The organism is Labrys sedimenti (assembly GCF_034424805.1).
GTDB lineage: Bacteria > Pseudomonadota > Alphaproteobacteria > Rhizobiales > Labraceae > Labrys > Labrys sedimenti.
Map to the genome: position 1 here is coordinate 255,443 of NZ_JAXOUF010000001.1, position 24,696 is coordinate 280,138.

Genomic DNA, 24,696 nt, shown 5'->3' on the forward strand with positions numbered 1-24,696 from the left:
GGCGTTCGGGGCTGATATCATCGATCCAGGACCCAGGTATCCTTGGTGCCGCCCCCCTGGCTGGAGTTCACCACCAGAGAGCCTTGCTTCAGTGCGACGCGGGTCAGGCCACCCGGCACGATGCGGACCTTGTCCGAACCAGTGAGGACGAAGGGCCTGAGGTCGACATGGCGGGGCGCGATGCCCTCCTCGACATAGCAGGGACAGGTCGAGAGGGCCAAGGTCGGCTGGGCGATATAGCCGAAGGGCTGGGCCTTCAGCTTGGCCCTGAAGTCGGCGATCTCGGCCTTGCTGGCATGCGGGCCGATCAGCATGCCGTAGCCGCCGGATCCCGAGACCTCCTTGATCACCAGGCTTTCGAGATTGTCGAGCACATAGGCGAGGGCCTCCGGCTCGCGGCAGCGATGCGTCGGAACATTCTGCAGGATCGGCTCCTCGCCGAGGAAGAACCGCACGATGTCGGGCATGTAGGAATAGACGGCCTTGTCGTCGGCAACGCCGGTGCCGACGGCATTGGTCAGCGTGACATTGCCGGCACGATAGGCTGTCATCAGGCCGGGAACGCCGAGCGCGGAATCCGGCCGGAAGGCGAGGGGATCGAGGAAGTCGTCGTCGATGCGCCGATAGATCACGTCGACCCGGCGAGGCCCCTGCGTGGTGCGCATATAGACGATTTCGTCGCGCACGAAGAGGTCGCGTCCCTCGACGATCTCGATGCCGAGGCGATCGGCCAGGAAGGAGTGCTCGTAATAGGCCGAATTATACATGCCGGGCGTCAGCAGGACCACGACCGGATCGCGCGAGGCCGAGCGGGGGGCGATCGAGCGCAGGGTGGCGAGCAGTTCATCCGTGTAGTTCTCGACCGGCGCGATGCGATGGCGCGCCACCACCTCCGGGAACAGGCGCATGGTCACTTCGCGGTTCTCCAGCATGTAGGAGACGCCGGAGGGGGTGCGGGCATTGTCTTCGAGCACGTAGAAGGTATCGGCGTCGACCCGCACGATGTCGATGCCGGCTATATGGACATAGACGTCGTGCGGCACGCTCTGGCCCGCCATCTCAGGGCGGAAGGCCGGGTTGTTGAAGATCAGGTCCTCCGGCACCACGCCGGCGCGGACCACTTCGCGTTTGCCGTAGACGTCCTTGATATACATGTTCAGCGCACGCACGCGCTGTTCGAGGCCGCTCTTGAGCGTATTCCACTCCTGGGCTGCCAGGATGCGCGGGATGATGTCGAAGGGGATCAGGCGCTCGGCGCCATCCTTGTCGCCATAGACGGCGAAAGTGATGCCGATGCGCCGGAACAGCAACTCGGCCTCGTTGCGTCGGTGGGTCAGCAATTCCTTGGGGGCCGTGGAGAGCCATTGCGCGAGATCGGCATAGGCGGGACGTATCGTGCCGTCGCTCAGGGTCATCTCGTCGAACGCCGCCATGCAATCCCTCCAGACGTGCAATCTGGCGTTACATTGAGCGAGATCCAGCAAGGCGGCAAGCGGTCTGCACAGAAGGATTGGCGAGATCGTGGGCAGAATTGCAGATTTGCCTAACGCAAAGGCAACTTGCCTGTCGCGCTGGCATTGTTTGCCTGAAATGGCGGCTGAGGCCTGTGCGGCAGGCAACCTGTCCCTCGCTCTCCGTCAGCGGAGATTCACGAGCGCGGCCGGCAGGCGCCGAGGTCGCCAATCGCAATAGAGTGCAAGCTGTCGGCTCCAGGGTACATCGTGCATCTGACCGCGGGATCGCTATCGACCCGGAAAGCCGTGCCTTCAGAGGCCGACTTCGTTGCTCATCAGGCGGGAAAGGTTGGCTGCGAGCATGTCGATGGCGGCCCTTACGCGCAGCGGCTGCAAGGGAGAGCGTGGCCAAAGGGCATGCACGTCGAAGACGAGGCCGGGATGTTCGGTCAGCACCCGCACCAACTCGCCCCGGCGCACGCGTTCGGCCACCAGCCAGCAGGGCATCCAGGCAAGGCCTGCTCCGGCCACCGCGGCATCGGCGATGGCGTCCAGGGAATCGAAGATGTAGCGGCTCGGGGGCATGATCTCGACGGCAGGGCCGCCCATCACCGGGAACAGCCAGGAGCGAGGCTGGCCCGAACGACCGTAGAGAATGGCGTGATGGTCGACGAGGGCGGCGAGGGTGAGCGGCGCACCGTGTTCACGCAGATAGGCCGGGGCGGCGCACACGGTCATGCGCTGCTGGGCGACACGGCGCGTGATCAGGTTCATGTCGGATTCGAGGGCGCCGTTGCGAATGGCGAGATCGTAGCCTTCCTCGATCAGGTCGACACGCCTGTCGTTGAAATTGAGCTCGAGTTCGAGAGCCGGATGCTGGACGGCGAGCCGGAGCAGCAGCGGCGCGACGCATGCGCGCCCGAACAGGGCCGGCATGGTGACGCGCAGCCGGCCGCTGACATCGCGACGGCCGCTGTCGAGCATGGCCTCGCCCTCGCGGATCTCGGCCAGTGCCCGCAGGCAGCGCTCATAGAAGACCTGGCCGTCCTCGGTCAGCGCCTGGCTGCGCGTGGTGCGGTGGAAGAGCCGGGCACCCAGGCGTTCTTCGAGCCGGGCGATGGACTTGCCGACCGCCGAGCGCGACAGGTTGAGCCGTTGGGCAGCGGCGGCAAAGCCGCCAGCCTCTACCGCTTCGACGAAGACCGAGACACCGTTGAGACGATCCGCCATGGCAAGAGCGATCTTGTAGAGAAATTAGAACCAATGATCGGAAATTATATCGCCACTGGTGCTTGAAATTCAACATTACTGTGCCGCTCCCTCAAATCCGAATGGAGACGACGATGACGGCACAGATGAAGCGGTGGTCGATGAACGCAATCGGGCGCGATCGGCTCGCGCTCGAACAGCGACCCAGGCCCCGGCCGGCGGTGGGGGAGGTGCTGGTCCGGGTGACGGCCGTTTCGTTGAACTACCGCGACAAGCTGGTGATCGAGACCGGCTTCGGCCAACCGCTGGCCTTTCCCTTCACCCCGGCATCGGACATGGCGGGCATCGTCGAGGTGCTCGGCGAGGGGAGCGCGCGATTCAAGCCGGGTGACCGGGTGATCTCCACCTTCATTCCCGGCTGGATCGATGGGCTGAACGACGGTACGGCCCGTGTGCCGCCCTACCGCACTTTGGGCGGCATGCGGCCCGGCGTTCTTGCCGATTATGTGGCCTTTCCCGAAGACTGGTTCACCCTCGCGCCGGCGACGCTCGATGATGCCGCCGCGAGCACCTTGCCGGTGGCAGGGCTGACGGCCTGGTTCGCGCTGGTGGAGCGCGGGGCGCCCCTGGCCGGCAAGACCGTCTTGGTACAGGGCACCGGCGGCGTCTCGCTGTTCGGGCTGCAGATTGCCAAAGCCGCCGGGGCCAGAGTGATCGTCACGTCCGGGAGCGCCGACAAGCTGGTACGAGCTCGCGAGCTCGGCGCCGATCATGGCATCGATCGCAGCCGCGAGAACTGGGTGGAGGCCGTCCATCGCCTGACGGGCGATCGTGGCGCCGATCACATCCTCGAAGTCGCCGGGGGCCCCAATCTGGGGCAGTCCGTTCAGGCGGCCGCGATGGGCGGGCGCATTTCCGTCATCGGCGTGCTGGAAGGCGTTGAGGTTTCCGCTCCGGTGGTTCCCCTGATGCTGAAGGGCTTGACGGTCCAGGGCATCGGCGTCGGCCACCGCCGGGCACAGGAGGATCTGGTGCGGGCCGTCGACGCGCTCGGCCTCCGGCCCGTCATCGACAAGCGCTACGGTTTTGCCGAGCTTCCGGCCGCACTCGATCATCTCGATCGCGGTGCCTTCGGCAAGATCGTGATAGAGACGGATCGGTAGGTGGAGGGGGCTTCGCGCCCGGCCTTGGCGCCCTAGTTGCGTTTTCATGTAGGAACGCAGGATATGCGGAGTGTCAGCCTCTGGCTGACATCCTGCCTGCCAGCGCTTCGTTTCCAAAAAAAATGTCAGCCGGAGGCTGACACTCCTAAGAGGGTGTCATGCCGCTCCTTCCGCCTTGCCGAAGAGATGCAGGGCGGCATGGTAGAGCAGCATGATGGTCTTGCCGTCGCGGATCTCGCCGCGCGCGATCATCGCCAGGGCCTCGTCGATGTCGAGTTCGAGGAGATCGATGTCCTCGCCTTCCTCGGCCTGGCCGCCGCCCGTGCCGACACGATCACCGGGGCTATAGGGTGCAACGAAGAAATAGAGCTTCTCGGTCACCGAGCCCGGGCTCATATAGGCCTCCATCACGCGCCGGACTTCGTGGATGCGAAAGCCGGTCTCTTCCTCGGTCTCGGCGCGGATGCGTTCCTCCGGACCGGCCTTGTCGAGCAGGCCGGCGGGGGTCTCGATCAGGAGATCGTCCCAGCCATTGACGAAGGCCGGATAGCGGAACTGGCGCGTGAGGACGACGGTGCGCCGCGAAGGATCGTAAAGCAGGATGGTGGCGCCGTTGCCGCGGTCATAGGTCTCCCGGCTCTGCCTTTGCCAGCTCCCGTCGCCGCGGCGATAGAGAAACGTCGTCTTCTTCAGGACATACCAGTCATCGGAGAGGAGTTCGACGTCCTCCACACGCACCCGATCCGCCACGCTCATGAAGCCTCTCTGCACGAAGTATCGTGAATTATCTTGAATGAGACTCAGAATTCGTGCAATTTCGTGTACAGTCAAGAGAATTCGTGAGGCGACGGCATCATGCTCACCAGCGAGCGCAAGGCCTATATTCTCCAGGTCCTCAGCCGGGACGGGCGTGTCATTGCCAAGACCGTCAGCCGGGAACTCGACCTGTCGGAGGACACCATCCGCCGGGATCTGCGCGAGCTGGCGGGCGAGGGGCTGCTGCAGCGTGTGCATGGCGGTGCCTTGCCGGCCTCGCCGGCCATGGGCGATCTCGTGCAGCGCCGCGAGGTTTCCGCAACCGGCAAGGTCGCCATCGGCCGGGCAGCCGCGCGCCTGGTGCGTCCGGGACAGGTGGTGATGCTCGACGGCGGCACCACGGCGGTGCAGCTCGCGCGTCATCTCGATCCCGGTCTCAAGGCTCTGGTGGTGACCCATAGTCCGAACGTCGCGGTCGAGCTCGCCGGCCATGCCGGCATCGAGGTGGAACTGATCGGTGGCCGGCTGTTCCGCCACTCCATGGTCGCGGTGGGTGCAACCGCCGCCGAGGCGATCACGCGTATCCGGGCCGACGTCTATTTCATGGGCGTGACGGGCATCCATGCCGAGATCGGTTTGACCACGGGCGACAGCGAAGAGGCGGCCATCAAGCGGGCCCTGTGCCGTCAGGCTGCGGAAACCGTGGTGCTGGCGTCCCGGGAAAAACTCGGCGCGGCCTCGCCTTTCCAGGTGACGAGGATGGATGCGATCGATGTCATGCTGGTGGAGGAAGACACGCCCGACCAGGCCGTCGAGCCTTTCCGTGCCCTCGGAGTCACCGTCATCCGGGCCTGATGTTCCAGGGCGGGCCGGGAACGCTCCCTTGCTCCGGGCTTGGCGGACGGGTCCACCCGCTGGACCATGGATTTGGTGCCCCTCAGAACAGCCGCAATGCCTTCAGGCTGACATGGCCGTCGCGGCCGATGATGATGTGGTCATGCACCACGATGCCGAGCGGCCCGGCGACATCGGCGATGGTGCGCGTCATCGATACGTCCGCCGAGGAGGGCGAGGGATCGCCGGAGGGGTGGTTGTGCACGAGGATCAGGGCAGTGGCCGAGAGTTCCAGCGCGCGCTTCACCACCTCGCGCGGGTATACGGGCGTATGGTTGACTGTGCCCCTCTGCTGGACCTCGTCGGCGATCAGGCCGTTCTTGGTGTCGAGGAAAAGGATGCGGAAGATTTCGCGCTCGGCGAAGGCCATGGTGCTGCGGCAATAGTCGATCAGGGCCGCTGAGGTCGACAGCACCGGCCGCTTGGCGATGCTGCCTTTGGCGAGGCGGTGGCCGGCCGCCTCGACGATCTTGAGGTCGCCTGCCACGCCGTCGCTGACACCGTCGATCTCCCTGAGCCGGGCGATCGGAGCACCCAGGACCTCGGCCAGCGAGCCGAAACGGGCGATCAGCGCCTTGGCGAGCGGCTTGACGTCCCGGCGCGGGATGGAGCGGAACAGGATCAGTTCGAGGACTTCGTAGTCGGGCAGGCGGCCCTCGGCCTCAGCGAAACGCTGGCGCAGCCTCTCGCGATGGCCGTGATAATGCGGCTCCACCGGTTCGCCGGCTGACGGGAACAGGGGGGCCTCGCCCAGGCCTTGAAGCGGGGCGTCCGGCAATGGCGAGCGCCCCCTCTTCATTCAGGCAGCCTTGGCGTAGGGCGGCTGGGTGAACCCGGCAGGGGAGAGGGTGAAGATCTCGACGCCCGTCTCGGTGACGCCGATGCTGTGCTCGAACTGGGCCGAGAGAGAGCGGTCACGCGTGACCGCGGTCCAGCCGTCATTGAGCACCTTCACGTCCGGGCGGCCGAGATTGATCATCGGCTCCACCGTGAAGAACATGCCGGGCTTGAGCACCACGCCCTCGCCGCGCCGGCCGTAATGCAGGATGTTGGGTTCGTCATGGAACAGGCGACCGAGGCCGTGGCCGCAGAAATCGCGCACCACCGAGCAGCGCTCGGCTTCGGCATAGCTCTGGATGGCATAGCCGATATCGCCGGTGGTCGCGCCCGGCTTGATGACGTTGATGCCGCGCATCATCGCCTCATAGGTGACTTCCATCAGCCGCTCGGCGCGGCGGGCGATGTCGCCGGCTGCATACATGCGACTGGAGTCGCCGTGCCAGCCATCGAGCACCACGGTGTAGTCGATGTTGAGGATGACGCCATCCTGCAGCGGCTTGTCGTCGGGGATGCCGTGGCAGACCACATGGTTGAGCGAGATGCAGCTCGACTTGCGATAGCCGCGATAGAACAGCGTGGCCGGATAGGCCTTGTTGTCCATCGCGAATTCGAAGAGCATCCGGTCGAGCTGGTTGGTGGTGACGCCGGGCTTGACCACGTCCACCATCAGATCGAGGCCCTGGGCCGCAAGCCTGCCCGCCGCGCGCATGCCGGCAAAGGCCTCCGGGCCATGGATCTTGATCTGGCCGTTCTTGCGCTGGGGAGACAGTTCTGCGTCGATGAAGCTCATGAAACTACCTGATTAGACGTGTCGGATTCTTATGCCATCTGGGGATGCGGGCAGGAAAGAGAATTCTGAATATCGCATGGCTGCCTTGTGATCACCCGGGGATCGCAGGCTTCCGGCCTGCATCATGCTTTCCTCTACCCGCAATGCTTCCGGATGCAGGCGAGGACGCCTGCGATCCCGGAAGTTACACCTGCCCCGGTGTCAGGATTTCTCGCAAGGTCATGCGACTGAACACAGCAACGATGGCCGCGCCTTCCTTTTCGTCCACCGAAACCGCCAGGCGCATGGTCGCCTCGCCGAGCTGCCAGATCGTGAAGGCGGTAGTGGCATAGGCCGAAGCATCCGACGCCCCATGGGCCCGCGCCATGGCATCGGCCAGCATGCCGCCGCAAATCCGGCTTTCGGCAAGTTCCAGGGCCGCGAGCTGCTTGTCGGCCTGCGTGCCTGACCAGACGTCGCGCATCACCGGTTCGGCCCGGTAGAGCTGGTAATAATCATCGATCAGCAAACCATAGGCCGCTTCCAGTGCCGCGACCGAACTTACGGGCGTGAGCGCAGCCTCGACGCAATTGCGGCATTCGGCGCCGTAGCGCTCCGCCAGGCTGCGGATGATCGCGCTCTTGTCCGGAAAATATTGGTAGAGCGAGCCGATGGAAATGCCGGCCTGTTCGGCGACTTCGCCCATTTTCAGCTGATCGCTGCCGCGCGCGCCGATCAATTCCGTAGCGACCGCCAGGATCCTGTCCAGACGCTCGCGGCTGCGCTGCTGCACGGGCGCACGCCGGGGCAGGACTTCGGCGCGCGCTTTTTCGAGTGGCATCGTCGTCGATGTTTTTGCAGCCATCCCTTGACAACCTAAATATGAGGATTTATCACATTTTTAAATATGAGGATTTATCATATTTATCAGCGGGAGGCCGGAATGGCAAATGATCAATGGTCGACGGGCACGGTCCTGGTCTTGGGCGCTACGGGCAAGACGGGTCGTCGTGTCGTCGAGGGCTTGGAGAGGGCAGGGCGCAAGGTTCGTCTCGGCTCGCGCGGCGCCGAGCCGGCCTTCGATTGGGAGAAGCCGGAAGGCTGGGCGGCGGTGCTGGAGGGCATCGCGGCCGTCTATGTCGCCTATCAGCCTGATCTGTCAGTGCCCGGAGCGGTCGAGGCCGTCGGCGCCTTCTTTCACCAGGCGAAAAAGGCCGGCGTGACCAAGATCGTGCTGTTGTCCGGGCGCGGTGAGCCGGAGGCCGAGGAAGCCGAACAGGTGCTGCAGGCCACAGAGCTCGACTGGACGATCCTGCGCTGCAGCTGGTTCTTCCAGAATTTCAGCGAAAGCTTCTTCCTGGATCCCATCCTGGCCGGCGAAATCGTCTTGCCCGACACCCTGGCGCCCGAACCCTTCGTGGATGCGGATGACATCGCCGAGATCGCCGTCGCCGCCTTTGCCGATCCCCGGCATTCGCATCAGCTCTACGATATCACCGGGTCGCAGGCTCTCACCTTTGCCGAGGCGGTGGCCGCGATCGCCAGGGCGACCGGGCGCCCGATCGCCTACAAATCCGTGTCGCTGGAGGCCTATCGGACCGACCTGAACGAGCAGGGCGTGCCGGCGGAGGTAGTGGAACTCGTCATCTATCTGTTCGCCACCGTGCTCGACGGCCGCAACGAGCCGGTCGCCGACGGCGTCGAGCGCGCCCTGGGCCGCCCGCCGCGCCGCTTTGCCGATTATGTCGCCCGCACTGCGGCCACCGGCATGTGGGGAGGAAACCATGCTTGAGCGCAGCCTCTATGTCGCCACCTTCCTGGCGGCCATCGGCAGCGGTCTGGTGGCAGGCATCTTCTTCGCCTTCTCCAATTTCGTGATGCCGGCGCTGGGGCGGGTTGCCCCGACCAGCGGCATCGCCGCGATGCAGGCGATCAATGTCACCGTGATCAATCCCGGCTTCATGCTGGCCTTCATGGGCACGGCGGTGCTTTGCCTTGCTCTCGCCCTGGGCTCGTGGCTCTGGCTGGGGGAGTGGAGCGGCAAGCTGCTGCTGCTCGCCAGCCTGGTCTATCTCATTGCTTGCATCGGCGTGACCATGGGCCTGAACGTGCCGCTCAACGACGCCCTGGCCGTGCTCCAGCCCGAGACGGCGCAGGCCGGCCAGCTCTGGCAGCGCTATCTGGTGGACTGGACGTTCTGGAACCACGTCAGGACAGCAGCTTCGGCCTTGGCCATGGTCCTCTTCACACTGGTCCTGATCGGCCGCAGCGCCGGCTGACACCCGGCATGTCCCCGGGCATATGCGGCCCGGGGCGGGACGCTCTCAGCGTCCGAAGATGCCTTTGAAGAACTGGGCCACGCCGTTGCGCTTCTTCTTGCGCTCGAGTTCGCCGGCATCCGTCAGCCAGGTGATCTGGACGACCCGGCGCTCGCCGGCGAACGGCTTGTGGCCGTGCCAGGAATTGGCGGCTCGACGAAAACCGAAGCACGAACCCATGATCGGCGATATTTCCGCCGTCATGTCGTCGAAGTCGTCGGGGCCGTTCAGCACGCGCAGGCACCCCCCGTCTTCGTCCCAATCGTCGTTCAGGTAGACGAGGAAGGTGGCGAGCTTGCTTTCGCTGTCGGTGTGAATGCGGCCGTCCTTGAGCTGCGAGAGGCGGCGGATCGTCGTCAGCCGGGGCAGGGGGGCGAGGTCGAGGTCGAGCTTGTCGGACAGGGACCTGGCCATGGCGCTGCTTTCGAGGTCCTCGACCAGGTCCCGGAAGCTGCCTCGCAGCGCCATGTCGTCGACGGTCAGGAAGCCGGGTTTGTCGATGGCTGGAAAGTCCTGCCGCAGCGACGAGATCTTGTCCTTTTGAAGAAAACCCTCGCCGATGATGTGGCGGTAGGGCTTGTCGTGGATTTCAGCATTGCGGATGACATCGAGGTCGATGACATGCATCGCCGGTCACTCCTGGAATGCATGCGCCGGCTGGCAAAGCCTGCACGGTGCTGCCCGAGCGTCCCCCGACCCTGGATATGACGGGCTCGAATGTCTCGCTGCTGCGTGTCGTGGTCAAGATGCTTTTGGTTTATGGGCGGTCCTGGCAAGCCCCGCTGCCTGCCCCTTTCGCGACCCGGCTTGAACGGAGCCTTGCTGCAATCTGCCCGATAGGAGAATCGTGCCAGCGCGCCATATTATTACGGGACCTGGCGGTGGTTGTGCTTGAATGCCCCCGCCGCACTTCCCAATATCGAGGGAAACTTTCGGGGCCGCCTCGCCGGCACCTTCCCTTGCTTCGTGAGGATCGTTCCTTGTCTCTGACGCCAGCCGATGTCATTCGCGCCCTCGAACTCGTCAAATTGCCGGCAAGCGGCCAATCACTGCCCTCGACCGGCCGCTTGACCGAAATCCGCATCGACGGTTCGAAGGTGATGTTTGCCATCGCCATCGATCCCACCGAGGCGCGGGCCATGGAGCCGGTGCGTGCTGCAGCCGAAAGCGCCGTGCGTGGCCTTCCCGGCGTCACCAATGTCCTGGTCGGGCTGACAGCCGAGCGTCCGGCCGGCGCGGCGCGCCAGGAACCGCCTGGCCCGCGGGCGCAGGCGGCCGCCCACAATGCGCCGCAGCAGCGGCCGCCCGTCCTGCCCAGCGTGAAACGCGTCATTGCCGTCGCCTCCGGCAAGGGCGGTGTCGGCAAGTCGACGACGGCCTGCAATCTCGCCATTGCCCTCGCGGCGCAGGGGCTGAGCGTCGGGCTGCTCGATGCCGATATATTTGGACCGTCCGTTCCGAAACTTCTCGGCCTGACAGACAAGCCGGAACAGAACGCCGACAAGAAGATCATCCCGCTCGAAGCCTATGGCGTAAAGGCGATGTCGATCGGTTTCCTGGTCGACCAGGAGACCGCGATGATCTGGCGCGGGGCGATGGTGCAGTCGGCGCTCACCACGCTGCTGCGCGATGTCGTCTGGGGCGAACTCGACGTCATGGTGGTCGACATGCCGCCGGGCACGGGCGATGCGCAGCTCACCATGGCGCAGAACACGCCTTTGGCCGGCGCAGTGATCGTCTCGACGCCGCAGGATCTTGCCTTGATCGACGCGCGCCGCGGCGTCGGCATGTTCCAGAAGGTGAACGTGCCGATCCTCGGCATCATCGAGAACATGTCCACCTTCTCCTGCCCCAATTGCGGCCATGTCAGCCATCTCTTCGGTCACGGCGGAGCACGGCGCGAGGCGGAAAAGCTTGGCGTGCCCTTCCTCGGTGAACTGCCTCTGTCCATGGAAGTGCGCGAACGCTCGGATGCCGGCAGGCCGGTGGCCGCCACGTTGCCGGACAGCGCCGAGGCCGGCATCTATCGTCGGATTGCGGCGCAGGTTTGGGCTGGTCTGTCGGGGGAGGGTGTTGATCAACGCCAGCCGCCGCGTATTGTCATCGAGTGACGGCCGGCCGCTGCCCGCCGGAACCCGACAGCGACATCATTCGGAAATGCCTTATGGAAACGCCCTCTGCAAATCCCGAGCAAGCCGCTCCGGTATCCGTGACGGCCGCCATTCTCGTCGTCGGCGACGAGATCCTGTCGGGCCGTACCAAGGACAAGAATATCGGCTACATCACCGAATTCCTCACCGGTGCGGGGATCGACGTGAAGGAGGTTCGCGTCGTTCCCGACGAGGAGGAGCGTATCGTCGAGGCGGTCAACGCCCTGCGCGCACGCTATGACTATGTGCTGTCGACGGGCGGCATCGGGCCGACCCATGACGACATCACGGCCGACTCCGTCGCCAAGGCCTTCGGTGTCGGCATCGAGATCGACCAGCGTGCCGTCGAGGTGATGACCAGGCACTATGGCGGCGCCGCCAACCTGACGCCGGCCCGCCTGCGCATGGCGCGCATTCCCGACGGGGCCGAGCTCGTCGACAATCCCGTCTCGGCCGCCCCAGGCTTCATGCTGGGCAATGTCATCGTGATGGCGGGTGTGCCCAACATCATGCAACGCATGCTCGACAATGCGATCTTGAAGATGCGCTCAGGCGCGGTGACCCTGTCCGATAGCGTTTCGCCGGGCCCTGGGATCGGCGAGGGCGCCGTCGCAGAGCCGCTCGCGGCGATCGCGCAGGCCCATCCCGAGGTCTCGATCGGCTCCTATCCTTCCTTCGGGCCGGCCGGCTTCCAGACCCAACTGGTGATCCGGGGCAAGGATGCGGCCAAGGTCGCCGCCGCCAAGGCCGACATCGAGGCGATGGTCGCCACCATCAAGCGCTGATCGCCGATTTTGCGGGATCGGCCTGCAAAATGGCGTGGAACGTTGAAGACTTGACTTGATCCGTTCGATTTCGCCGCTATGAAGAGCGACCCGCGAAAAAGGACCGGATCATGAACTCGCCGAAGCCCGACAAGGCCTTCCCCGTATCCTGGGATCAGTTCCACCGCGACGCGCGCGCGCTCGCCTGGCGATTGTCCGGCAGCGGTCCCTTCAACGCCATCGTCTGCATCACGCGCGGCGGCCTGGTTCCCGCGGCGATCATCTCGCGCGAGCTTGGCATCCGCCTGATCGAGACCGTCTGCATCGCCTCCTATCACGACTACAAGACCCAGAGCGGCCTGCAGGTGCTCAAGGACGTCGACGAGAAGCTCGCTGAAAATGGCGGGGAAGGCATCCTGGTGGTCGATGATCTCGTCGATACCGGCTCGACCGCCAAGGTGGTGCGCGACCGCCTGCCCAAGGCGCATTTCGCCACCGTCTACGCCAAGCCGCTCGGCCGCCCGCTGGTCGATACCTTCATCACCGAGGTGAGCCAGGATACCTGGATCTATTTCCCCTGGGACATGGGCCTCGCCTTCCAGCCGCCGATCGCCCAGGGCTCCGAGGGCTGACAACTGCCTCCGGGGGTACGGGCATCCCGCCTGTTCCTGAATCGGTCACGCCTGCTGATCCCGGAAGAACGGGCAGGATGCCCGTGCACCTGGAGCGCTGCCGTTTCCGGCGAATGGCCTTGGCGTCAGCCCGGCTACGCGACGCGCAGCCGTTCCAGTTCTTCCCAGCAATTGCGGATGATCGGCTCCGCGCTCGGGCCGACATGCTCGCGGAAATGGGCCAGCATTTCGTCCATCGGCAGGCCCAGCTCGTCGAAGCCGATCATGTAGTTGCGGATGCGGTCGTGCCAGCTGATCGTATAGGGCGCGCCCATCGGCCGGTCGAAGCGATGGATCCAGCGCAGGAAGGGCAGGCATAGGGTGCGCCCGCCCGCCTGGCGGAATTTCTCGTGAATATAGCCTTCCTCGCCGCCAAAGCCGCGGAAGAGCTTGTTGTAGCCAGGCCATGCCGCGCGGCGGCAGGCGTAGAGGCCGAGCCCCTGCATCGGGATGTCGAAGGGCGGTGCCTTAGGATCCCTGCCTGCGGCATCGAGCGCCCAGGTGCCATACATGCCGCCGGCCCACTCCGCCTTCCAATGAGTGGAAAGGCTCGTGAGGTCGTCGCTGACGAGCGGTCCCTGCAGCAGGTCGTTGCTGTCGGGATGTTGCTCGAAATAGTCGAGCAGCCTGGCCAGTGCGCCCGGTACCAGCAGAACGTGGCAGTCGAGGCAGACGACATGCTCGCCGGCGGCTTCCTGCATCACGACATCACGCACGGCGGTGCCGATGCTTTCTGATACCGGAATGTAGCGAAATCCCCCCGAACCCTTGGCAAAGCGTCGCAGGGCGTCGCCGCATATCCCGTTCGGATTGTTGTCGACCACCAGGAATTCAAGGTCGTCGGCGACTTCGGGATGATAGAGGCGCAAGGCCTGCAGCGTGAAATAGACCCCGTCATAGTCGTCGAACGTCGCCATGCCGATGCTCAGGCGCCTGCGCGGTGCGGCGGTGGCCGGCTTGGGGAAGAACCAGTCGCCGGCCGGGTGCGCCGTCACCGCGGCCACGGTATCGAGTTGCTGGCGTGCCTCGGTCTTGTGCTGATGGGCCGCGTTCGCCGCCGGCAGTCCGGCATCGAGCGTGCGGTGCAGGAAACTGTCGAGCCAGTCGCCGGGCTGGCCGAAGCGGACCCTGACGACCGGGACCTGCCGGGCAAAATCGGTGAGCTTCGCTTCGGTCGCGGCCGATATGCGCTGGTCGGGATGTTGGGCGAGTTCAAGAAAGAAGCGGCACCTGTCGGATGAAACCGTCTGCAGCTCGGGTTCGGCACCTTCATGGCGTTGCGGGATGAGGACGAGGGCGCAGGGCCACTCCGCCGCATGCTCCTCCGCCAGGGCCTCCGGCTTGATCACGGCACCCGCATGGGTGAGGGAAGCATAGGCATTGATGAAGGCCGGTGAGGACAGGATCCGGGCCGATGCCTGCGGATGCGGCGCGAGGGCGAGCGAGCCTGGCCACACGGACGTCTTCGCATCCCCCAGGCAGACGAGATCGTCGGCGAGGAACCGGAAGCCCTTGTCGACGAGCCAGGCTGCCAGGCTGGTCTTGCCGCAGCCGGGAGGGCCGGCAATCAGCACCACCTTGCCTTCATGGGCCACTGCCGCGGCACGCAGAACGGGACGAACGGACGCCGCGGCCACCACGCGGCCGATCTCGTCGAGCAGGGGATGCAGGGCCTCCGGCCAGGACAGGTCCTTCCAGACCAGGGCGCCGTCGCGATGGAGCTCGAGCCGGCCCGAGGCCTGGCGGTAGAGGCGCAAGGTCGCGGGCGGAGCCTCCGGCTGGCTGTCATTGGCGATATGCCAGAAATAGGGCCAGATCTCTTCGTCCAGATCGGCGGGATAGATCAGGGCGAGGTCGATGCCGCAAAGCGTGATCGAGACAGTGCTTTCGCTCATCCCTTCTCCTATTCCGTCTTCGCTGCCCATATTGACCGCCTCGGCGAAGACGACCCGCATGGCAGGATGCAGAGCACAGGCGGACGAGGCCTTGCAAGACCCTGGCTGGATCGGCTGGCACGACGGTCGCCGGCGACGGCGGCATGATAGGTGATTAATTTCATCTGTTGCCGATATGTCACCGACTTTTACTTGCCCTGCAAGTATAGTTTTTATCGCATTTCACGAGGGGGATTCGATGCGTACGATTTGCTTCGCCATAGCCGGCCTTTCTGCCTTGCTGTGCTCGACTTCGGTCTATGCCGCCGACCTGGCCGCGCAGGCTGTCGAGCCGGTCCCTCCGGTGGTAACACCTTACAACTGGAGCGGCCCCTATGTGGGTTTGCATGCCGGTTATGGCTGGGGCCGCGAGAATGACGACCAGAGCAAGCTGTTTCCGACCGTGACGACCACGGCTACGCCGGTGACGACATCGCCGCCAGCAGATAAGTTCGATCTCAGCGGTTTCGTCGGCGGCGCCCATGCCGGTTACAACTACCAGATCAACGAATTCGTCATCGGCGTCGAAGGCGATATCGACTATTCCAACCTGAACGGCAGCGCCCATGCCCTCTACAACGGCAACATTGCGCGTACGCTCAAGCTGAAGACCGAGTGGCAGGGCTCCGCCCGTGCTCGTATCGGCTACGCCTTCGACAACATCCTGGTCTATGCCACCGGCGGCCTCGCCCTCGCCAATGCCAAGCTTTCCACGGCCGGTGCTGACTCGAGCAACACCCATGTCGGCTGGACGGTGGGCCTGGGTGCCGAATATGCCTTCACCCAGAATTGGATCGGCCGCCTGGAAGTGCGCTACAGCGACTTCAACAAGAAGAGCTACGCGACGCCGGATGGCCGCGTGAAGGCCGATTGGAACCAGACGACCGTCACGGCCGGTATCAGCTACAAGTTCTGATCGGACCCAACCGCAATGGTATCGAGAAGCCCGGCCCAGCCGGGCTTCTTCATATGGCACGGTGAAATTTCAAATAAGAACAATTCAAGAACAAATTGCTGGCCAACGCATGACTTCCCAGCTATTTTCCCGCGGACTCGAAGGATGGGAGGCAAAGATGGCGATAGATCCGAAGGTGCTCTTTGCGGACGAGGTGGTGCCGGCAACGGCGGAGGAAGCGGCGGCCCTGGACGGCATTATCCGCGACTGCGATGGCGATCCCTACAAGGCGGCGCTGACCTTGTACCGCCTGTTCACCCTGCAGTCGGCGATCGTGGAGGCGAGGGGCCAGCCAGCCGAAGGGAGCAGGGACTGAGCGTTGCGGTCCGGCGCGGCGTTCAGGCGTGGCTGCGCGGCGGCTCGATCAGCACGATCTGGCATTCGGCGGTCAGCGCTTCCGGACAATGTTCGACCCCGTGCGGCACGATGATGAAGTCGCCTTCCTCCACGACCTCGTCCCGGTCGCGGAAGCGCATGAGCAGCCGGCCCTTGTGCACCAGCAGGAAGGCATCTTCCCTGGCATTGAAATGCCAGCCGGATTCGGTCTCGACCTTGGCGAGCTTGATCTCGATGTCGTTGATCCGCCCGGCAATCCGGGGCGAAGCGGTGTCGGCAAAGGCGCCGAAGGCCGAGGACAGGCTCTGCTTGTGGTAGGGGGAGAGGTGGTTGTTGGTCTGCGCCACATCCCGCATGATGGCGGCGAGCTGGCCCGCCACATCCCTTGCTTCGGCCGGGTAGCGCCCGTCCAGTGCGGCGGTCCCGATGGTGAAGCCCATGCCGCCCGCTTGCTTCACCGCCGCGATCTGTCCGGGGGTGTCGATCGATCCGGCCATGTAGACGGGCTTGGAAACCGCGGCGCAAACGGCCTGCATCAGAGCCGGCACATTTTCCTTCGAGCGATAGGCCAGCAGGTCGAGGCCGTGCACGCCTTCATGGGCCGCGAGCCTGCGGGCGCTGGCGACGATCTCCTCGATGCTGCCTTCGAGCACGCTGGGGTGGCCGCTGATGCGGCCGGGGAAGGGGCAGTAGCGGATGGCCGTGCCCCTGACGATCGCGGACACCTCCTCGACATGCGTGCCGCCGAGCAGGATATCGACACCGATCTCGATAGCGGCCCTGGCCGAGGCCAGTTCGCTGTCGCGATCGAGCGAGACCACCTCGAGATAGGAGGTCGCACCGCCCGCCCGGATCATCCGGCCGAGGTCCTTGAGGCGCTCGATCGGCAGGCCGATATCCTTGAAGCCGATATGGCGGATCCCGAGTTTCAGTGCCGTTTGAAGATGCGTATCCGCATCCTCGACCGTCCGGTCGTTGCGGGTGAGCATGAAGATGAAGCGAAGACCCATCAGGAAACCCTCTCTCGTTCAGTGCCGGCCTTAGCCGCGACGAGGCGCCGGGCATAGGCAATGGCGGTCATGAGGCTTGCAGGATCCGCGATGCCCTGTCCGGCGATATCGAACGCCGTGCCATGATCGGGGCTGGTGCGGATGAAAGGCAAGCCCAGTGTGAGGTTCACGCCGCGATCCAGCCCGAGATATTTGATCGGGATGAGGCCTTGGTCGTGATATTGGGCGACCACCACGTCGAACCATCCGCGCCGGGCCTGCAGGAACACGGTGTCGCCGGGCCAGGGGCCGCTGGCGTCGATGCCCTCGCGGCATGCCGCCGCGATGGCCGGCGCGATGATCTCGACCTCCTCGCTGCCGAACAAGCCGCCTTCGCCGGCATGCGGGTTGAGGCCGGCGACCGCGATGCGCGGCGCCGAAATGCCGAGCGCCCGCCCGCCTTCATGGGCAAAGCGGATCGCCGCCATCTGGGCCGCGAAGTCGGCCTGTTCGATCGCAAGGCGCAGGGCAGCGTGAATGGTGACGAGAACTGTCCGGATTTCGTCATTGGCCAGCATCATCGCCACATGCGCGGCCCCACCATGGGCGGCCAGGATCTCGGTGTGGCCCGGATAGGACAGGCCGGCGGCCGCCAGCGCTTCCTTGTTGATCGGGGCGGTGACGATGCCTGCCACCGTACCCGCCTTGGCCGCGCCGATGGCCGCCAGTAGCGCGTCATAGGCCGCCTTGCCGCAGGCCGGGTCGATCCGGCCGGGCGGCGGTGCCTCGCGGAGGTCGCAGGCATCGACGACCTCGATGACTGCAGGGTTGAACCGGGCTGTTTCAGGCCCGGCAACGGCGCGAACCTGCAGTGTCAGGCCAAGACGGGCCACGATGTCGGTCATCACGCCCACGCTGCCATAGACGACGCAGGGGCCGCAGCCCATGGCAAGGGCCTTGGCAATGATCTCGGGCCCGATGCCGGCGGCATCGCCCATGGTGATGGCAAGCGGCCGGGAGGCCGCTGAAGAGCTGACAACTGGCCGTTGCCTGCCCGGCAGGTCGACGTCTTCGAAGAGAATGGTTTGCATGGCTCGATTATCGCGGAAATGGAGCCCGGAAAAAGCGATAGTTTCTGGCCATAATCGGTGATATCAGATCACCAATGGATCGCTCCGAGATTCCTTCGCTGGACGATTTGCGCGCCTTCGAGGCTGCGGCGCGGCTGGGCTCGGTACGCCTTGCCGCCGATAGGCTGGCGCTGACGCATGGCGCGGTCAGCCGGCGCATCGCCAAGCTCTCGCAGGATCTGGGGTTCCGGCTGTTCGAGAAGAGCGGGCGCGGCCTCAAGCTGACGGCGCACGGCGAGACCCTGTTCCTGACGGTGAATCGCTGCTTCGGCGAATTGCGCACCACCGTGCAGGGCCTGCGCGCCGCGGCGACAGGGGACGATGCCCTGGTGCTGTCCTGCGAGCCTTCGGTGGCGATGCGCTGGCTGATCCCGCGCCTGGGCGGCTTCCAGGAGGCCCATCCCGCGGTCGCCCTGCATCTTTCGGTCGGCGGCGGTGCGGTCGATTTCGCGCGCGAGCGGATCGACCTCGCCATCCGCCGTCTCGATTTCGCCATGCCAGAAAGCTGGCAGGTCAGGCGCCTGTTCGCCGAAAGGGTCGGGCCGGTGATGGTGCCCGACCGCCTCGTCGATTTCGAGGAGGGGGCCTATATCGGCCTCGGCACCCGGACACGCCCCGATGCCTGGCCGACATGGCTGGCGCGCCACCCCCTCCGGCCGCGCCCGAGGGAAATCCGCTTCTACGACCACCATTTCCTGATGATGGAAGCGGCCTCGGCGGGGCTCGGCGTGGCGCTCGGCCCACTGGTACTGGCAACCGACGACATCAAGCGAGCCCGCCTCATCGCGCCCGCCGGCTTCTGGGCCGACGGCACACATTACGGCCTGGTCTGGCCGGGCGAGCGAGAACTGGGTGCGAAAGGCAAGCAGTTGATGGACTGGCTGGTGAAGGAATGCACCGCCTCGTTTGGATAGCGACCTCTCGATCGGAACCTTGAGCCGGATAGTTGGTGATACGCCGTTGGGTCTCATACATAGGAACGGCGGAACGCTTTCTTTCCGAGATCTTTAGCGCGAGGTCATACAAGACACATGCCGCCGAATCTGCGGAACTAGCCGATTGTGGAGTGTCTCAGCACCCTAAACGGCCTTCAATATAGTCACGACAATTAGGGACCGATCATCATGACTCCCTTCATCGCGACGCTGCTCGTTATTCTGGGCGCAGGACCGGCGTTCGCGCAGACACCATCCGATGACGATCAAGTCCTTCCAACGAATCCCACCAGCGCCGCACGGTGCTCCGACATTGGGGCCGCCGACAACGTGACGGCAGTCGAGGGCACGCGTCGGGGGTGCCCTGATGTCAAGGGAACTTGGCGCAGTTCATCAGGAGCGCTCAAGGCGCGAGAAGTCACAGCGAAGGATCTCGGCGGCTATGGATATGTAGGAGATGGCGCCAGCCGCCCGCTCTCCGGAGTGATGAACCTCAATGGGCGCAATACAGCCGGGTGGAGCCTCCAGCAGTGGCGCGCCGTCTTGCCTGGAGCTCAGGCCCTCACGGACAACATTGATGAAGCGGCCATCGCCTCGGCCATCCAGGCATCCGTGGGCGACGTCATTCTTCGACTCGGTCCCGGAACGATCGTGTTCACCAGGCCTCTGATCCTTTGCGACAAGGCTGTCATTATCCAGGGGGACAGTCTGTTATCCTATAATGGCGTCACCAAAATATTGGTGAGGCATGGCGGCAATGGGATTGAACACTGCGCCGGCGCTTCGCAGAGATCTCGCCTTGAGCTCCGCAATATCGATCTCACCCTCGACACGGCCTATCAATCCACCGCGAGTGCAGCTTGGGCGCTCTATGACAGGAAAGCGAACTGGACCCGTTTGGACAATGTCAGAGTCGTTGGCTTCAACAACTGCCTGAGGTTGACCGATCCCCAAGGCACCATGTTGACGCGTGTCCAGTGCTATAACCCAGATAATGAGCGCAAGAACACCGGGATTGGTTTCTATTACGAAGGAACAGCATCCTTCGAGAACAAGATCTATGACAGCGGGGTCCAGGCATTCCGGCAGGCATATTATTTGGAGTCGCTCGTGGCGGGAAAGCCCGCAGGAACGATCGGCCTTGAAGACTTTACCATCCGCAACTCTGGCTGTGGGCATAGCCAGGATTGCATCACAGTGACCTCCGATGATCGCCGTTATGGTGGTCTGTTCTTCAAGTTCGAAGGTATGTCGGGGGAGGCCATCGGCCAATTCATTCAGATGCGCGGGGGAACCCACGTCATCGTCCGCGACGGTCTCTGGTTGATCTATCACAAGCCGGCGACGAGCACCTGGATAGACAACAAATCCCTTTTCGAATTCGGTGGCGATGTGGGCGTGTCAGGCCAAGCTGACATCGGCACCACCTCGATACGCGTAGAAAATAACAACATCTATGTTTCTGATGCTGCTGGCGCCACGGTTGAAAGTGTCTTCAGGCTCAACTCCCGCACCAGCGACGTGGTCTTTGCCAACAATCAGATCGGCTTGCCATACCTCAAGGTCACCAAAGGTTTCTTCTACTTCAGTAACTATCATCATCCCGACCTGGATTTTCAATTCTGGATGAGGCCCAATTCAGTCACGGAATATGGTACGAGGTGGCGGTCCCCCGGCGCCCGGTTCGTCCCGCCGGCGAATGCCTACTACACGGAGACTGATCCCGTCGGTGGGTTTCCGATCGAAAGTACGGAACGCACCTATACCTATTACGACATGGAGATTTTCAAGCGTGGCTTGGCTTCTACGAGCCCTGCGCTGTGCGGTACCGGCTCGTCTCTGTCTCCCGGTTCTTCCAACAGCTCCGGCACGGTCAATGATGCGGGTCCCCGTGCGGGGGCGGCAAACTGCACAATCAGCTTTGCGCAACCTTATTGGAACATGGTTCCACGATGCATCGTCCAGAGTTCCAACGGGTCAATCCCGATCACCGTCGTCAGCGTTACTCAGAGCCAACTGGTCTATAGACGGGCCAGTGGTCCCATCACCGTAACCTATCGCTGCGAATAGATCATGGTGCAGGGCAGGCGCTCGAATCAGCCTTTCTCTCGCTCTACGGTTACGTGAGCGACGAAGAGGGGCATGTTCTTTTGGACGTGCGGAACGCCAATATAGGCGAGGACGAAGCTCTATTCATGCTGACGGCCTGCTCTGCTTTAATAAGCAATTTGAAAAACAAAATATTGCGCAAACTTGAAGTAAGCACCCGGCAATCGTGGCGTTGGTGCTTGTCGCCGTATTGGGCAGCTGGGGCTGCACGTCCTTGGGAATCTACTGGTCGAAATAGCGACTGCGGGAGCCTTTCCGCTGCATTGACATGACCATCCGATAGCGCATTGTGTGCCACTTTTGTTGTACAGTGGCACAATCCTAACCGTCTGATAACACGTGACTTATTGACCTTGAAGCCAAAAATAGAGGTGCTGGTGCGGACGGCGGGACTCGCCCAAGTTACCAAAGTCAGCACGCGCGGGAAAAAATTTATCCTGTTAAAATAGATAGTTAGCCCATTTCGAGGAAACTCTAGCGCGAAGCACCTTGGGAAGAATTCTGGGAAGAACTTAATTCCAATGAGACAGTTCCCGTCGCCCTCGGTCCGGCCCTACTATTCGTCTATGTATAGCATATTTCGATTGAATAAGTGCATGGTCCCAGCGTCAGACATGAAGTGGGATCCCGTAACGTTACACAACCGATGGTTCCTCGTTGTGGGATTGAGTGTGAACGGGTGTCCTCTGCAATTTTTCCGCCGACGCCACCCGATAACGGGAGCGGACGAGTCTGTGAGCAGAGTAGGCGACTGACGAACATTTACCTGTCATCAGAATATCAATGAGTTACTTCGGTTCCTGGACATGTGCTCGCTTGGCGTTCGCTCGTGTCTTTTTGCATGGCATCGATGGGCTGCTAAGGCTAAAGATGGATCGTCCAGATGATTGCTTAGCCATGCTTGGAGGCGCTCGGCCTTCGTATTCAGCGTTGGTCCCGATTGGCCAATATCGTTTGCTCTACCAGTGCCAACCTCGTGTGATCTGGCCGGGGTCATGAAACACCGAACCATCTCCACCAAATATCTGACCCGGTTGGTTAAAAACAGAGCCGGGACCAGGAAGGATCTGCTTTGGGTTATTGACCACTGAATTCGGGCCGCCCGTCAGCTGTCCAATCGCCTCAAGGGCTTTTACAATATCGTTGTTTTTGCCCGGTCCTTGGGTAAGATCGTGAAACGCGTTGCGATACCCTACTATAATGGTGTTGTTTGGCCCGAAGCAATCCTTACCAATTTGGCCGTTAAAGCACTTGGTTAATTCCCTAATTGTCAACTGACCTGCGGTGCATCCTGCAAATCCGACGGGATTGCCGCCGGTCTCTACTGCACACTCAGCAGCAATACGCCATTCTTCGTTCATGTAGGGACCTGCGGCGCAAATTGCGAATGCGGTTGGTCCTGAGCTGTCGGATGCACATCCGACGAGACGTGCGGCATCAGGGTTTAGTACCGCTCCAGCAGCGCAACTCGCAAGCGCAGCCCGATCAGTGCCGGCTTTGGCAAGACATGCTACACTTTGCCGGGTCTTCTCATCCATTAGTCCGTCAGTGCAGTTAGCGATCACGGACGCAGCGTCTCTGCCTTGAGAGATACACTTCTCTGCACTTCCCAGAGCTCGTAATTGAGGCGTATCGCCGAGCAAGCAGATCGTCGTTGCTTTAACGTCAGAGGTATTAATACAGCCAGCGACCTTTGCCGCGTCTCCTCCTAACCTTCCGCCCAAACACCTGCTTAAGTCTTCTGGGTTAGCTTCATTGGCAAAGCACCTCTGGATTGCATGCGCTTTTTCGACATCGGGAGATACGAGGTCCAAACACGACGATGGATCGGCACCGGCATCGGGCCTATCGAGACACGACGCGAGTGCACGATCTTCCTTAGGCAGCGCCCTCCAAATGCAGGCTCTAGCTTTGTCTCCTCCGCTCGCGGACGCCACACAGTCTCGCAGCTCATCCACTCGCGATGCGATTTCCTTCCTCGACGTGCATTCTGCAATTTTATCAGGTGAGGGCTTGCCTGCGCCAAGGCAATTGATCAAGCTAGTGAAGTCTTCGTTTCCAGAAAGCTGAGATAAACATAGTAACTTTTCTCCTTCTGTAAATTTAGTTGAGCAATCAAATACGTCTTTGTATCTATCTGCCATTTTTGCGGTAACACAATTTTGAAAGTCGTCCTGGTTGGTGCTGTTGCTTTTACAATTTGTAATCGTTTTAGCGTCCGGTAAGCTCGGCAAGTACTTAGCGTCTATAGTCAGTGGGGAATCGATAGACAAATTGTCTCGCGTCAATTGGTTCAACGCGATTGCCTTGCCTCCAATGCTGTCCACGTAAGCGGGACAATGGTCTACGCCGATCGCGCATTCCATTAATGCGCGCTGCGTAACCCAATATCCTGAACAGTCTTTAAGGCTACTAACGGTAACGATGTTTGAACCGGCGGCGAGCTTGTTGTAACAAGATATAATTTTTTTAGCCCGGCTGTTAAGTATGGAGGACTCGCCAGTGTCGGCAGTCGAGGCTTCGGGGGATGGTCCTTTCGCACTCGGTGGTACCGCAACACGGACGCTTGCCGTTTTTAGGTGTCTCGGGGCGACGGACAGTCGAAGCCAAATTTGGGATTTGCCATGTATCGTTAGACGCCGGATATCTTCGACAGTTACAATGGAGCCCGTGAGCAAAACACCATTCGTTTTCGAAAGATCTCCCGGACTTGGCCTAATATTAACCGGAAGCGTAGAGCCGAGTGTGTCTCCAATCTGAATTTGATTGACATCAGTGGGGGGAACTACTTGGGAGAAGAATGACAAAGGCATTCCGATATGGTCGCCCGCCACCCAGAGTTGACTGCAGTTTGCAGTCTTATTACATGCAGCTTTTGCTAGGGTCGGATGTCCCAAGAAAGCTGCAGCAAAGATCACGAGCGTGGTAGCAATTAAACTCAAGCGCATCGTACCCCCCCCTTTGCGTGGCCAAGCTTAAATATTAGCGGTGTCTATGCGATTATTTGTCCCGCTTAACATTTTATATTGTCTAGGACTTCGTGACACGATCGTGATTTGCGCTTCCCTGTGCTTTCGCTTTCTAGGGCAGACCGGGGTCGGCCGACCTTTAATCCTGTCATCGGAGGCTATCGACGCGACAGGGCATAGGTTTGAAAGGCCGTCGCCTATCTGCAGTTCAAAAGGCTACCTCGCAAGTTCAGGAGGTGGCGCCAATGAGGGACTCAATGTGGGGCGCGTGTTGATCTAGATTACGCCGAGCGTCGGAGAGGGAGGGAAAGCCTCCTCGAAAGCCATAGCTATTTGATTTCAAATGCTTAT

At 62.4% G+C, this 24,696-nt stretch carries 22 protein-coding genes; 11 read left to right on the forward strand and 11 right to left on the reverse strand.

Going from position 1 to position 24,696, the window contains the following annotated elements; all coding sequences use genetic code 11:
* Window positions 1-17: 17 nt before the first annotated feature.
* Both U1R88_RS01245 and U1R88_RS01250 read right to left on the reverse strand, forming a co-directional pair.
* A complete protein-coding gene (locus U1R88_RS01245) occupies window positions 18-1,433 on the reverse strand; it encodes a circularly permuted type 2 ATP-grasp protein (RefSeq protein ID WP_068297292.1) in 1,416 nt (471 codons plus the stop codon).
* 333 nt (window positions 1,434-1,766) lie between these two features.
* A complete protein-coding gene (locus tag U1R88_RS01250) occupies window positions 1,767-2,684 on the reverse strand; it encodes a LysR family transcriptional regulator (protein ID WP_322429633.1) in 918 nt (305 codons plus the stop codon).
* Between the two features lie 113 nt (window positions 2,685-2,797).
* On the opposite strand from U1R88_RS01250, the gene U1R88_RS01255 reads away from it, so the two are divergent.
* On the forward strand, window positions 2,798-3,826 hold the full coding sequence (locus U1R88_RS01255; protein WP_322429634.1) for a zinc-dependent alcohol dehydrogenase family protein: 1,029 nt from the start codon (window positions 2,798-2,800) through the stop codon (window positions 3,824-3,826).
* Between the two features lie 156 nt (window positions 3,827-3,982).
* On the opposite strand, the gene U1R88_RS01260 is transcribed toward U1R88_RS01255, so the two are convergent.
* Entirely contained in the window at window positions 3,983-4,582 is a 600-nt protein-coding gene (locus U1R88_RS01260) for an NUDIX domain-containing protein (protein WP_322429635.1), read from the reverse strand.
* A 99-nt stretch (window positions 4,583-4,681) separates the two neighbouring features.
* Here U1R88_RS01260 and U1R88_RS01265 point away from each other — a divergent pair, with 99 nt between their 5' ends.
* A complete protein-coding gene (locus tag U1R88_RS01265) occupies window positions 4,682-5,437 on the forward strand; it encodes a DeoR/GlpR family DNA-binding transcription regulator (protein ID WP_322429636.1) in 756 nt (251 codons plus the stop codon).
* An 82-nt stretch (window positions 5,438-5,519) separates the two neighbouring features.
* On the opposite strand, the gene radC is transcribed toward U1R88_RS01265, so the two are convergent.
* The 3 genes from radC to U1R88_RS01280 form a co-directional block, all read right to left on the reverse strand.
* Complete coding sequence (radC, locus tag U1R88_RS01270) at window positions 5,520-6,275, reverse strand: RadC family protein (protein ID WP_322429637.1); 756 nt, start codon at window positions 6,273-6,275, stop codon at window positions 5,520-5,522.
* A complete protein-coding gene (gene map / locus U1R88_RS01275) occupies window positions 6,276-7,106 on the reverse strand; it encodes a type I methionyl aminopeptidase (protein ID WP_322429638.1) in 831 nt (276 codons plus the stop codon).
* Window positions 7,107-7,290: 184 nt separating this feature from the next.
* Window positions 7,291-7,950 carry a TetR/AcrR family transcriptional regulator gene (locus U1R88_RS01280; protein ID WP_322429639.1) on the reverse strand — a complete coding sequence of 220 codons (660 nt, stop codon included), beginning with the start codon at window positions 7,948-7,950 and terminating at the stop codon, window positions 7,291-7,293.
* A 78-nt stretch (window positions 7,951-8,028) separates the two neighbouring features.
* Between U1R88_RS01280 and U1R88_RS01285 the strand changes: the two genes are divergently transcribed.
* Both U1R88_RS01285 and U1R88_RS01290 read left to right on the forward strand, forming a co-directional pair.
* The gene (locus U1R88_RS01285) at window positions 8,029-8,877 is read left to right on the forward strand and encodes an NmrA family NAD(P)-binding protein (RefSeq protein WP_322429640.1); all 849 of its coding nucleotides are present in this window, start codon (window positions 8,029-8,031) and stop codon (window positions 8,875-8,877) included.
* On the forward strand, window positions 8,870-9,364 hold the full coding sequence (locus U1R88_RS01290; protein WP_322429641.1) for an anthrone oxygenase family protein: 495 nt from the start codon (window positions 8,870-8,872) through the stop codon (window positions 9,362-9,364). The genes U1R88_RS01285 and U1R88_RS01290 overlap by 8 nt, the downstream gene beginning before the upstream one ends.
* A 45-nt stretch (window positions 9,365-9,409) precedes the next feature.
* On the opposite strand, the gene U1R88_RS01295 is transcribed toward U1R88_RS01290, so the two are convergent.
* Complete coding sequence (locus U1R88_RS01295) at window positions 9,410-10,030, reverse strand: 2OG-Fe(II) oxygenase family protein (protein WP_322429642.1); 621 nt, start codon at window positions 10,028-10,030, stop codon at window positions 9,410-9,412.
* 353 nt (window positions 10,031-10,383) lie between these two features.
* Between U1R88_RS01295 and U1R88_RS01300 the strand changes: the two genes are divergently transcribed.
* The 3 genes from U1R88_RS01300 to gpt all read left to right on the forward strand — a co-directional run bounded on the left by U1R88_RS01300 (window position 10,384) and on the right by gpt (window position 12,949).
* Complete coding sequence (locus tag U1R88_RS01300) at window positions 10,384-11,514, forward strand: Mrp/NBP35 family ATP-binding protein (RefSeq protein WP_322429643.1); 1,131 nt, start codon at window positions 10,384-10,386, stop codon at window positions 11,512-11,514.
* A 53-nt stretch (window positions 11,515-11,567) separates the two neighbouring features.
* Window positions 11,568-12,338 carry a competence/damage-inducible protein A gene (locus U1R88_RS01305; protein ID WP_322429644.1) on the forward strand — a complete coding sequence of 257 codons (771 nt, stop codon included), beginning with the start codon at window positions 11,568-11,570 and terminating at the stop codon, window positions 12,336-12,338.
* 110 nt (window positions 12,339-12,448) lie between these two features.
* Window positions 12,449-12,949, forward strand: a complete 501-nt coding sequence (gene gpt / locus U1R88_RS01310) for a xanthine phosphoribosyltransferase (protein ID WP_068297258.1) — start codon at window positions 12,449-12,451, stop codon at window positions 12,947-12,949.
* Between the two features lie 134 nt (window positions 12,950-13,083).
* Here gpt and U1R88_RS01315 read toward each other — a convergent pair whose 3' ends face one another.
* Window positions 13,084-14,883, reverse strand: a complete 1,800-nt coding sequence (locus U1R88_RS01315) for a glycosyltransferase (RefSeq protein WP_322429645.1) — start codon at window positions 14,881-14,883, stop codon at window positions 13,084-13,086.
* Between the two features lie 238 nt (window positions 14,884-15,121).
* Here U1R88_RS01315 and U1R88_RS01320 point away from each other — a divergent pair, with 238 nt between their 5' ends.
* A complete protein-coding gene (locus U1R88_RS01320) occupies window positions 15,122-15,838 on the forward strand; it encodes an outer membrane protein (protein ID WP_322429646.1) in 717 nt (238 codons plus the stop codon).
* A gap of 157 nt (window positions 15,839-15,995) precedes the next feature.
* A complete protein-coding gene (locus tag U1R88_RS01325) occupies window positions 15,996-16,193 on the forward strand; it encodes a hypothetical protein (protein WP_068297249.1) in 198 nt (65 codons plus the stop codon).
* Between the two features lie 22 nt (window positions 16,194-16,215).
* Here the strand turns inward: U1R88_RS01325 and U1R88_RS01330 are convergent, their stop codons facing one another.
* Complete coding sequence (locus tag U1R88_RS01330) at window positions 16,216-17,223, reverse strand: cupin domain-containing protein (RefSeq protein WP_322429647.1); 1,008 nt, start codon at window positions 17,221-17,223, stop codon at window positions 16,216-16,218.
* Complete coding sequence (gene pdxA, locus U1R88_RS01335) at window positions 17,223-18,293, reverse strand: 4-hydroxythreonine-4-phosphate dehydrogenase PdxA (RefSeq protein ID WP_322429648.1); 1,071 nt, start codon at window positions 18,291-18,293, stop codon at window positions 17,223-17,225. Before pdxA ends, U1R88_RS01330 begins: the two co-directional genes overlap by 1 nt.
* A gap of 74 nt (window positions 18,294-18,367) precedes the next feature.
* On the opposite strand from pdxA, the gene U1R88_RS01340 reads away from it, so the two are divergent.
* Together U1R88_RS01340 and U1R88_RS01345 are read left to right on the forward strand one after the other, a co-directional pair.
* On the forward strand, window positions 18,368-19,246 hold the full coding sequence (locus U1R88_RS01340; RefSeq protein WP_322429649.1) for a LysR family transcriptional regulator: 879 nt from the start codon (window positions 18,368-18,370) through the stop codon (window positions 19,244-19,246).
* A gap of 210 nt (window positions 19,247-19,456) precedes the next feature.
* Window positions 19,457-21,337, forward strand: coding sequence for a hypothetical protein (locus U1R88_RS01345; RefSeq protein WP_322429650.1), 1,881 nt, complete (start codon window positions 19,457-19,459; stop codon window positions 21,335-21,337).
* Window positions 21,338-22,335: 998 nt separating this feature from the next.
* On the opposite strand, the gene U1R88_RS01350 is transcribed toward U1R88_RS01345, so the two are convergent.
* A complete protein-coding gene (locus U1R88_RS01350; RefSeq protein ID WP_322429651.1) occupies window positions 22,336-24,324 on the reverse strand; it encodes a hypothetical protein in 1,989 nt (662 codons plus the stop codon).
* Window positions 24,325-24,696: the final 372 nt, after the last annotated feature.

What these genes read in the sequence shown, in the direction of transcription:
- U1R88_RS01245 (WP_068297292.1), bottom strand. Translation starts at nt 1,433, where the DNA reads ATGGCGGCGTTCGACGAGATGACCCTGAGCGACGGCACGATACGTCCC.
- U1R88_RS01250 (WP_322429633.1), bottom strand. Translation starts at nt 2,684, where the DNA reads ATGGCGGATCGTCTCAACGGTGTCTCGGTCTTCGTCGAAGCGGTAGAG.
- U1R88_RS01255 (WP_322429634.1), top strand. Translation starts at nt 2,798, where the DNA reads ATGACGGCACAGATGAAGCGGTGGTCGATGAACGCAATCGGGCGCGAT.
- U1R88_RS01260 (WP_322429635.1), bottom strand. Translation starts at nt 4,582, where the DNA reads ATGAGCGTGGCGGATCGGGTGCGTGTGGAGGACGTCGAACTCCTCTCC.
- U1R88_RS01265 (WP_322429636.1), top strand. Translation starts at nt 4,682, where the DNA reads ATGCTCACCAGCGAGCGCAAGGCCTATATTCTCCAGGTCCTCAGCCGG.
- radC (WP_322429637.1), bottom strand. Translation starts at nt 6,275, where the DNA reads ATGAAGAGGGGGCGCTCGCCATTGCCGGACGCCCCGCTTCAAGGCCTG.
- map (WP_322429638.1), bottom strand. Translation starts at nt 7,106, where the DNA reads ATGAGCTTCATCGACGCAGAACTGTCTCCCCAGCGCAAGAACGGCCAG.
- U1R88_RS01280 (WP_322429639.1), bottom strand. Translation starts at nt 7,950, where the DNA reads ATGGCTGCAAAAACATCGACGACGATGCCACTCGAAAAAGCGCGCGCC.
- U1R88_RS01285 (WP_322429640.1), top strand. Translation starts at nt 8,029, where the DNA reads ATGGCAAATGATCAATGGTCGACGGGCACGGTCCTGGTCTTGGGCGCT.
- U1R88_RS01290 (WP_322429641.1), top strand. Translation starts at nt 8,870, where the DNA reads ATGCTTGAGCGCAGCCTCTATGTCGCCACCTTCCTGGCGGCCATCGGC.
- U1R88_RS01295 (WP_322429642.1), bottom strand. Translation starts at nt 10,030, where the DNA reads ATGCATGTCATCGACCTCGATGTCATCCGCAATGCTGAAATCCACGAC.
- U1R88_RS01305 (WP_322429644.1), top strand. Translation starts at nt 11,568, where the DNA reads ATGGAAACGCCCTCTGCAAATCCCGAGCAAGCCGCTCCGGTATCCGTG.
- gpt (WP_068297258.1), top strand. Translation starts at nt 12,449, where the DNA reads ATGAACTCGCCGAAGCCCGACAAGGCCTTCCCCGTATCCTGGGATCAG.
- U1R88_RS01315 (WP_322429645.1), bottom strand. Translation starts at nt 14,883, where the DNA reads ATGAGCGAAAGCACTGTCTCGATCACGCTTTGCGGCATCGACCTCGCC.
- U1R88_RS01320 (WP_322429646.1), top strand. Translation starts at nt 15,122, where the DNA reads ATGCGTACGATTTGCTTCGCCATAGCCGGCCTTTCTGCCTTGCTGTGC.
- U1R88_RS01325 (WP_068297249.1), top strand. Translation starts at nt 15,996, where the DNA reads ATGGCGATAGATCCGAAGGTGCTCTTTGCGGACGAGGTGGTGCCGGCA.
- U1R88_RS01330 (WP_322429647.1), bottom strand. Translation starts at nt 17,223, where the DNA reads ATGGGTCTTCGCTTCATCTTCATGCTCACCCGCAACGACCGGACGGTC.
- pdxA (WP_322429648.1), bottom strand. Translation starts at nt 18,293, where the DNA reads ATGCAAACCATTCTCTTCGAAGACGTCGACCTGCCGGGCAGGCAACGG.
- U1R88_RS01340 (WP_322429649.1), top strand. Translation starts at nt 18,368, where the DNA reads ATGGATCGCTCCGAGATTCCTTCGCTGGACGATTTGCGCGCCTTCGAG.
- U1R88_RS01345 (WP_322429650.1), top strand. Translation starts at nt 19,457, where the DNA reads ATGACTCCCTTCATCGCGACGCTGCTCGTTATTCTGGGCGCAGGACCG.
- U1R88_RS01350 (WP_322429651.1), bottom strand. Translation starts at nt 24,324, where the DNA reads ATGCGCTTGAGTTTAATTGCTACCACGCTCGTGATCTTTGCTGCAGCT.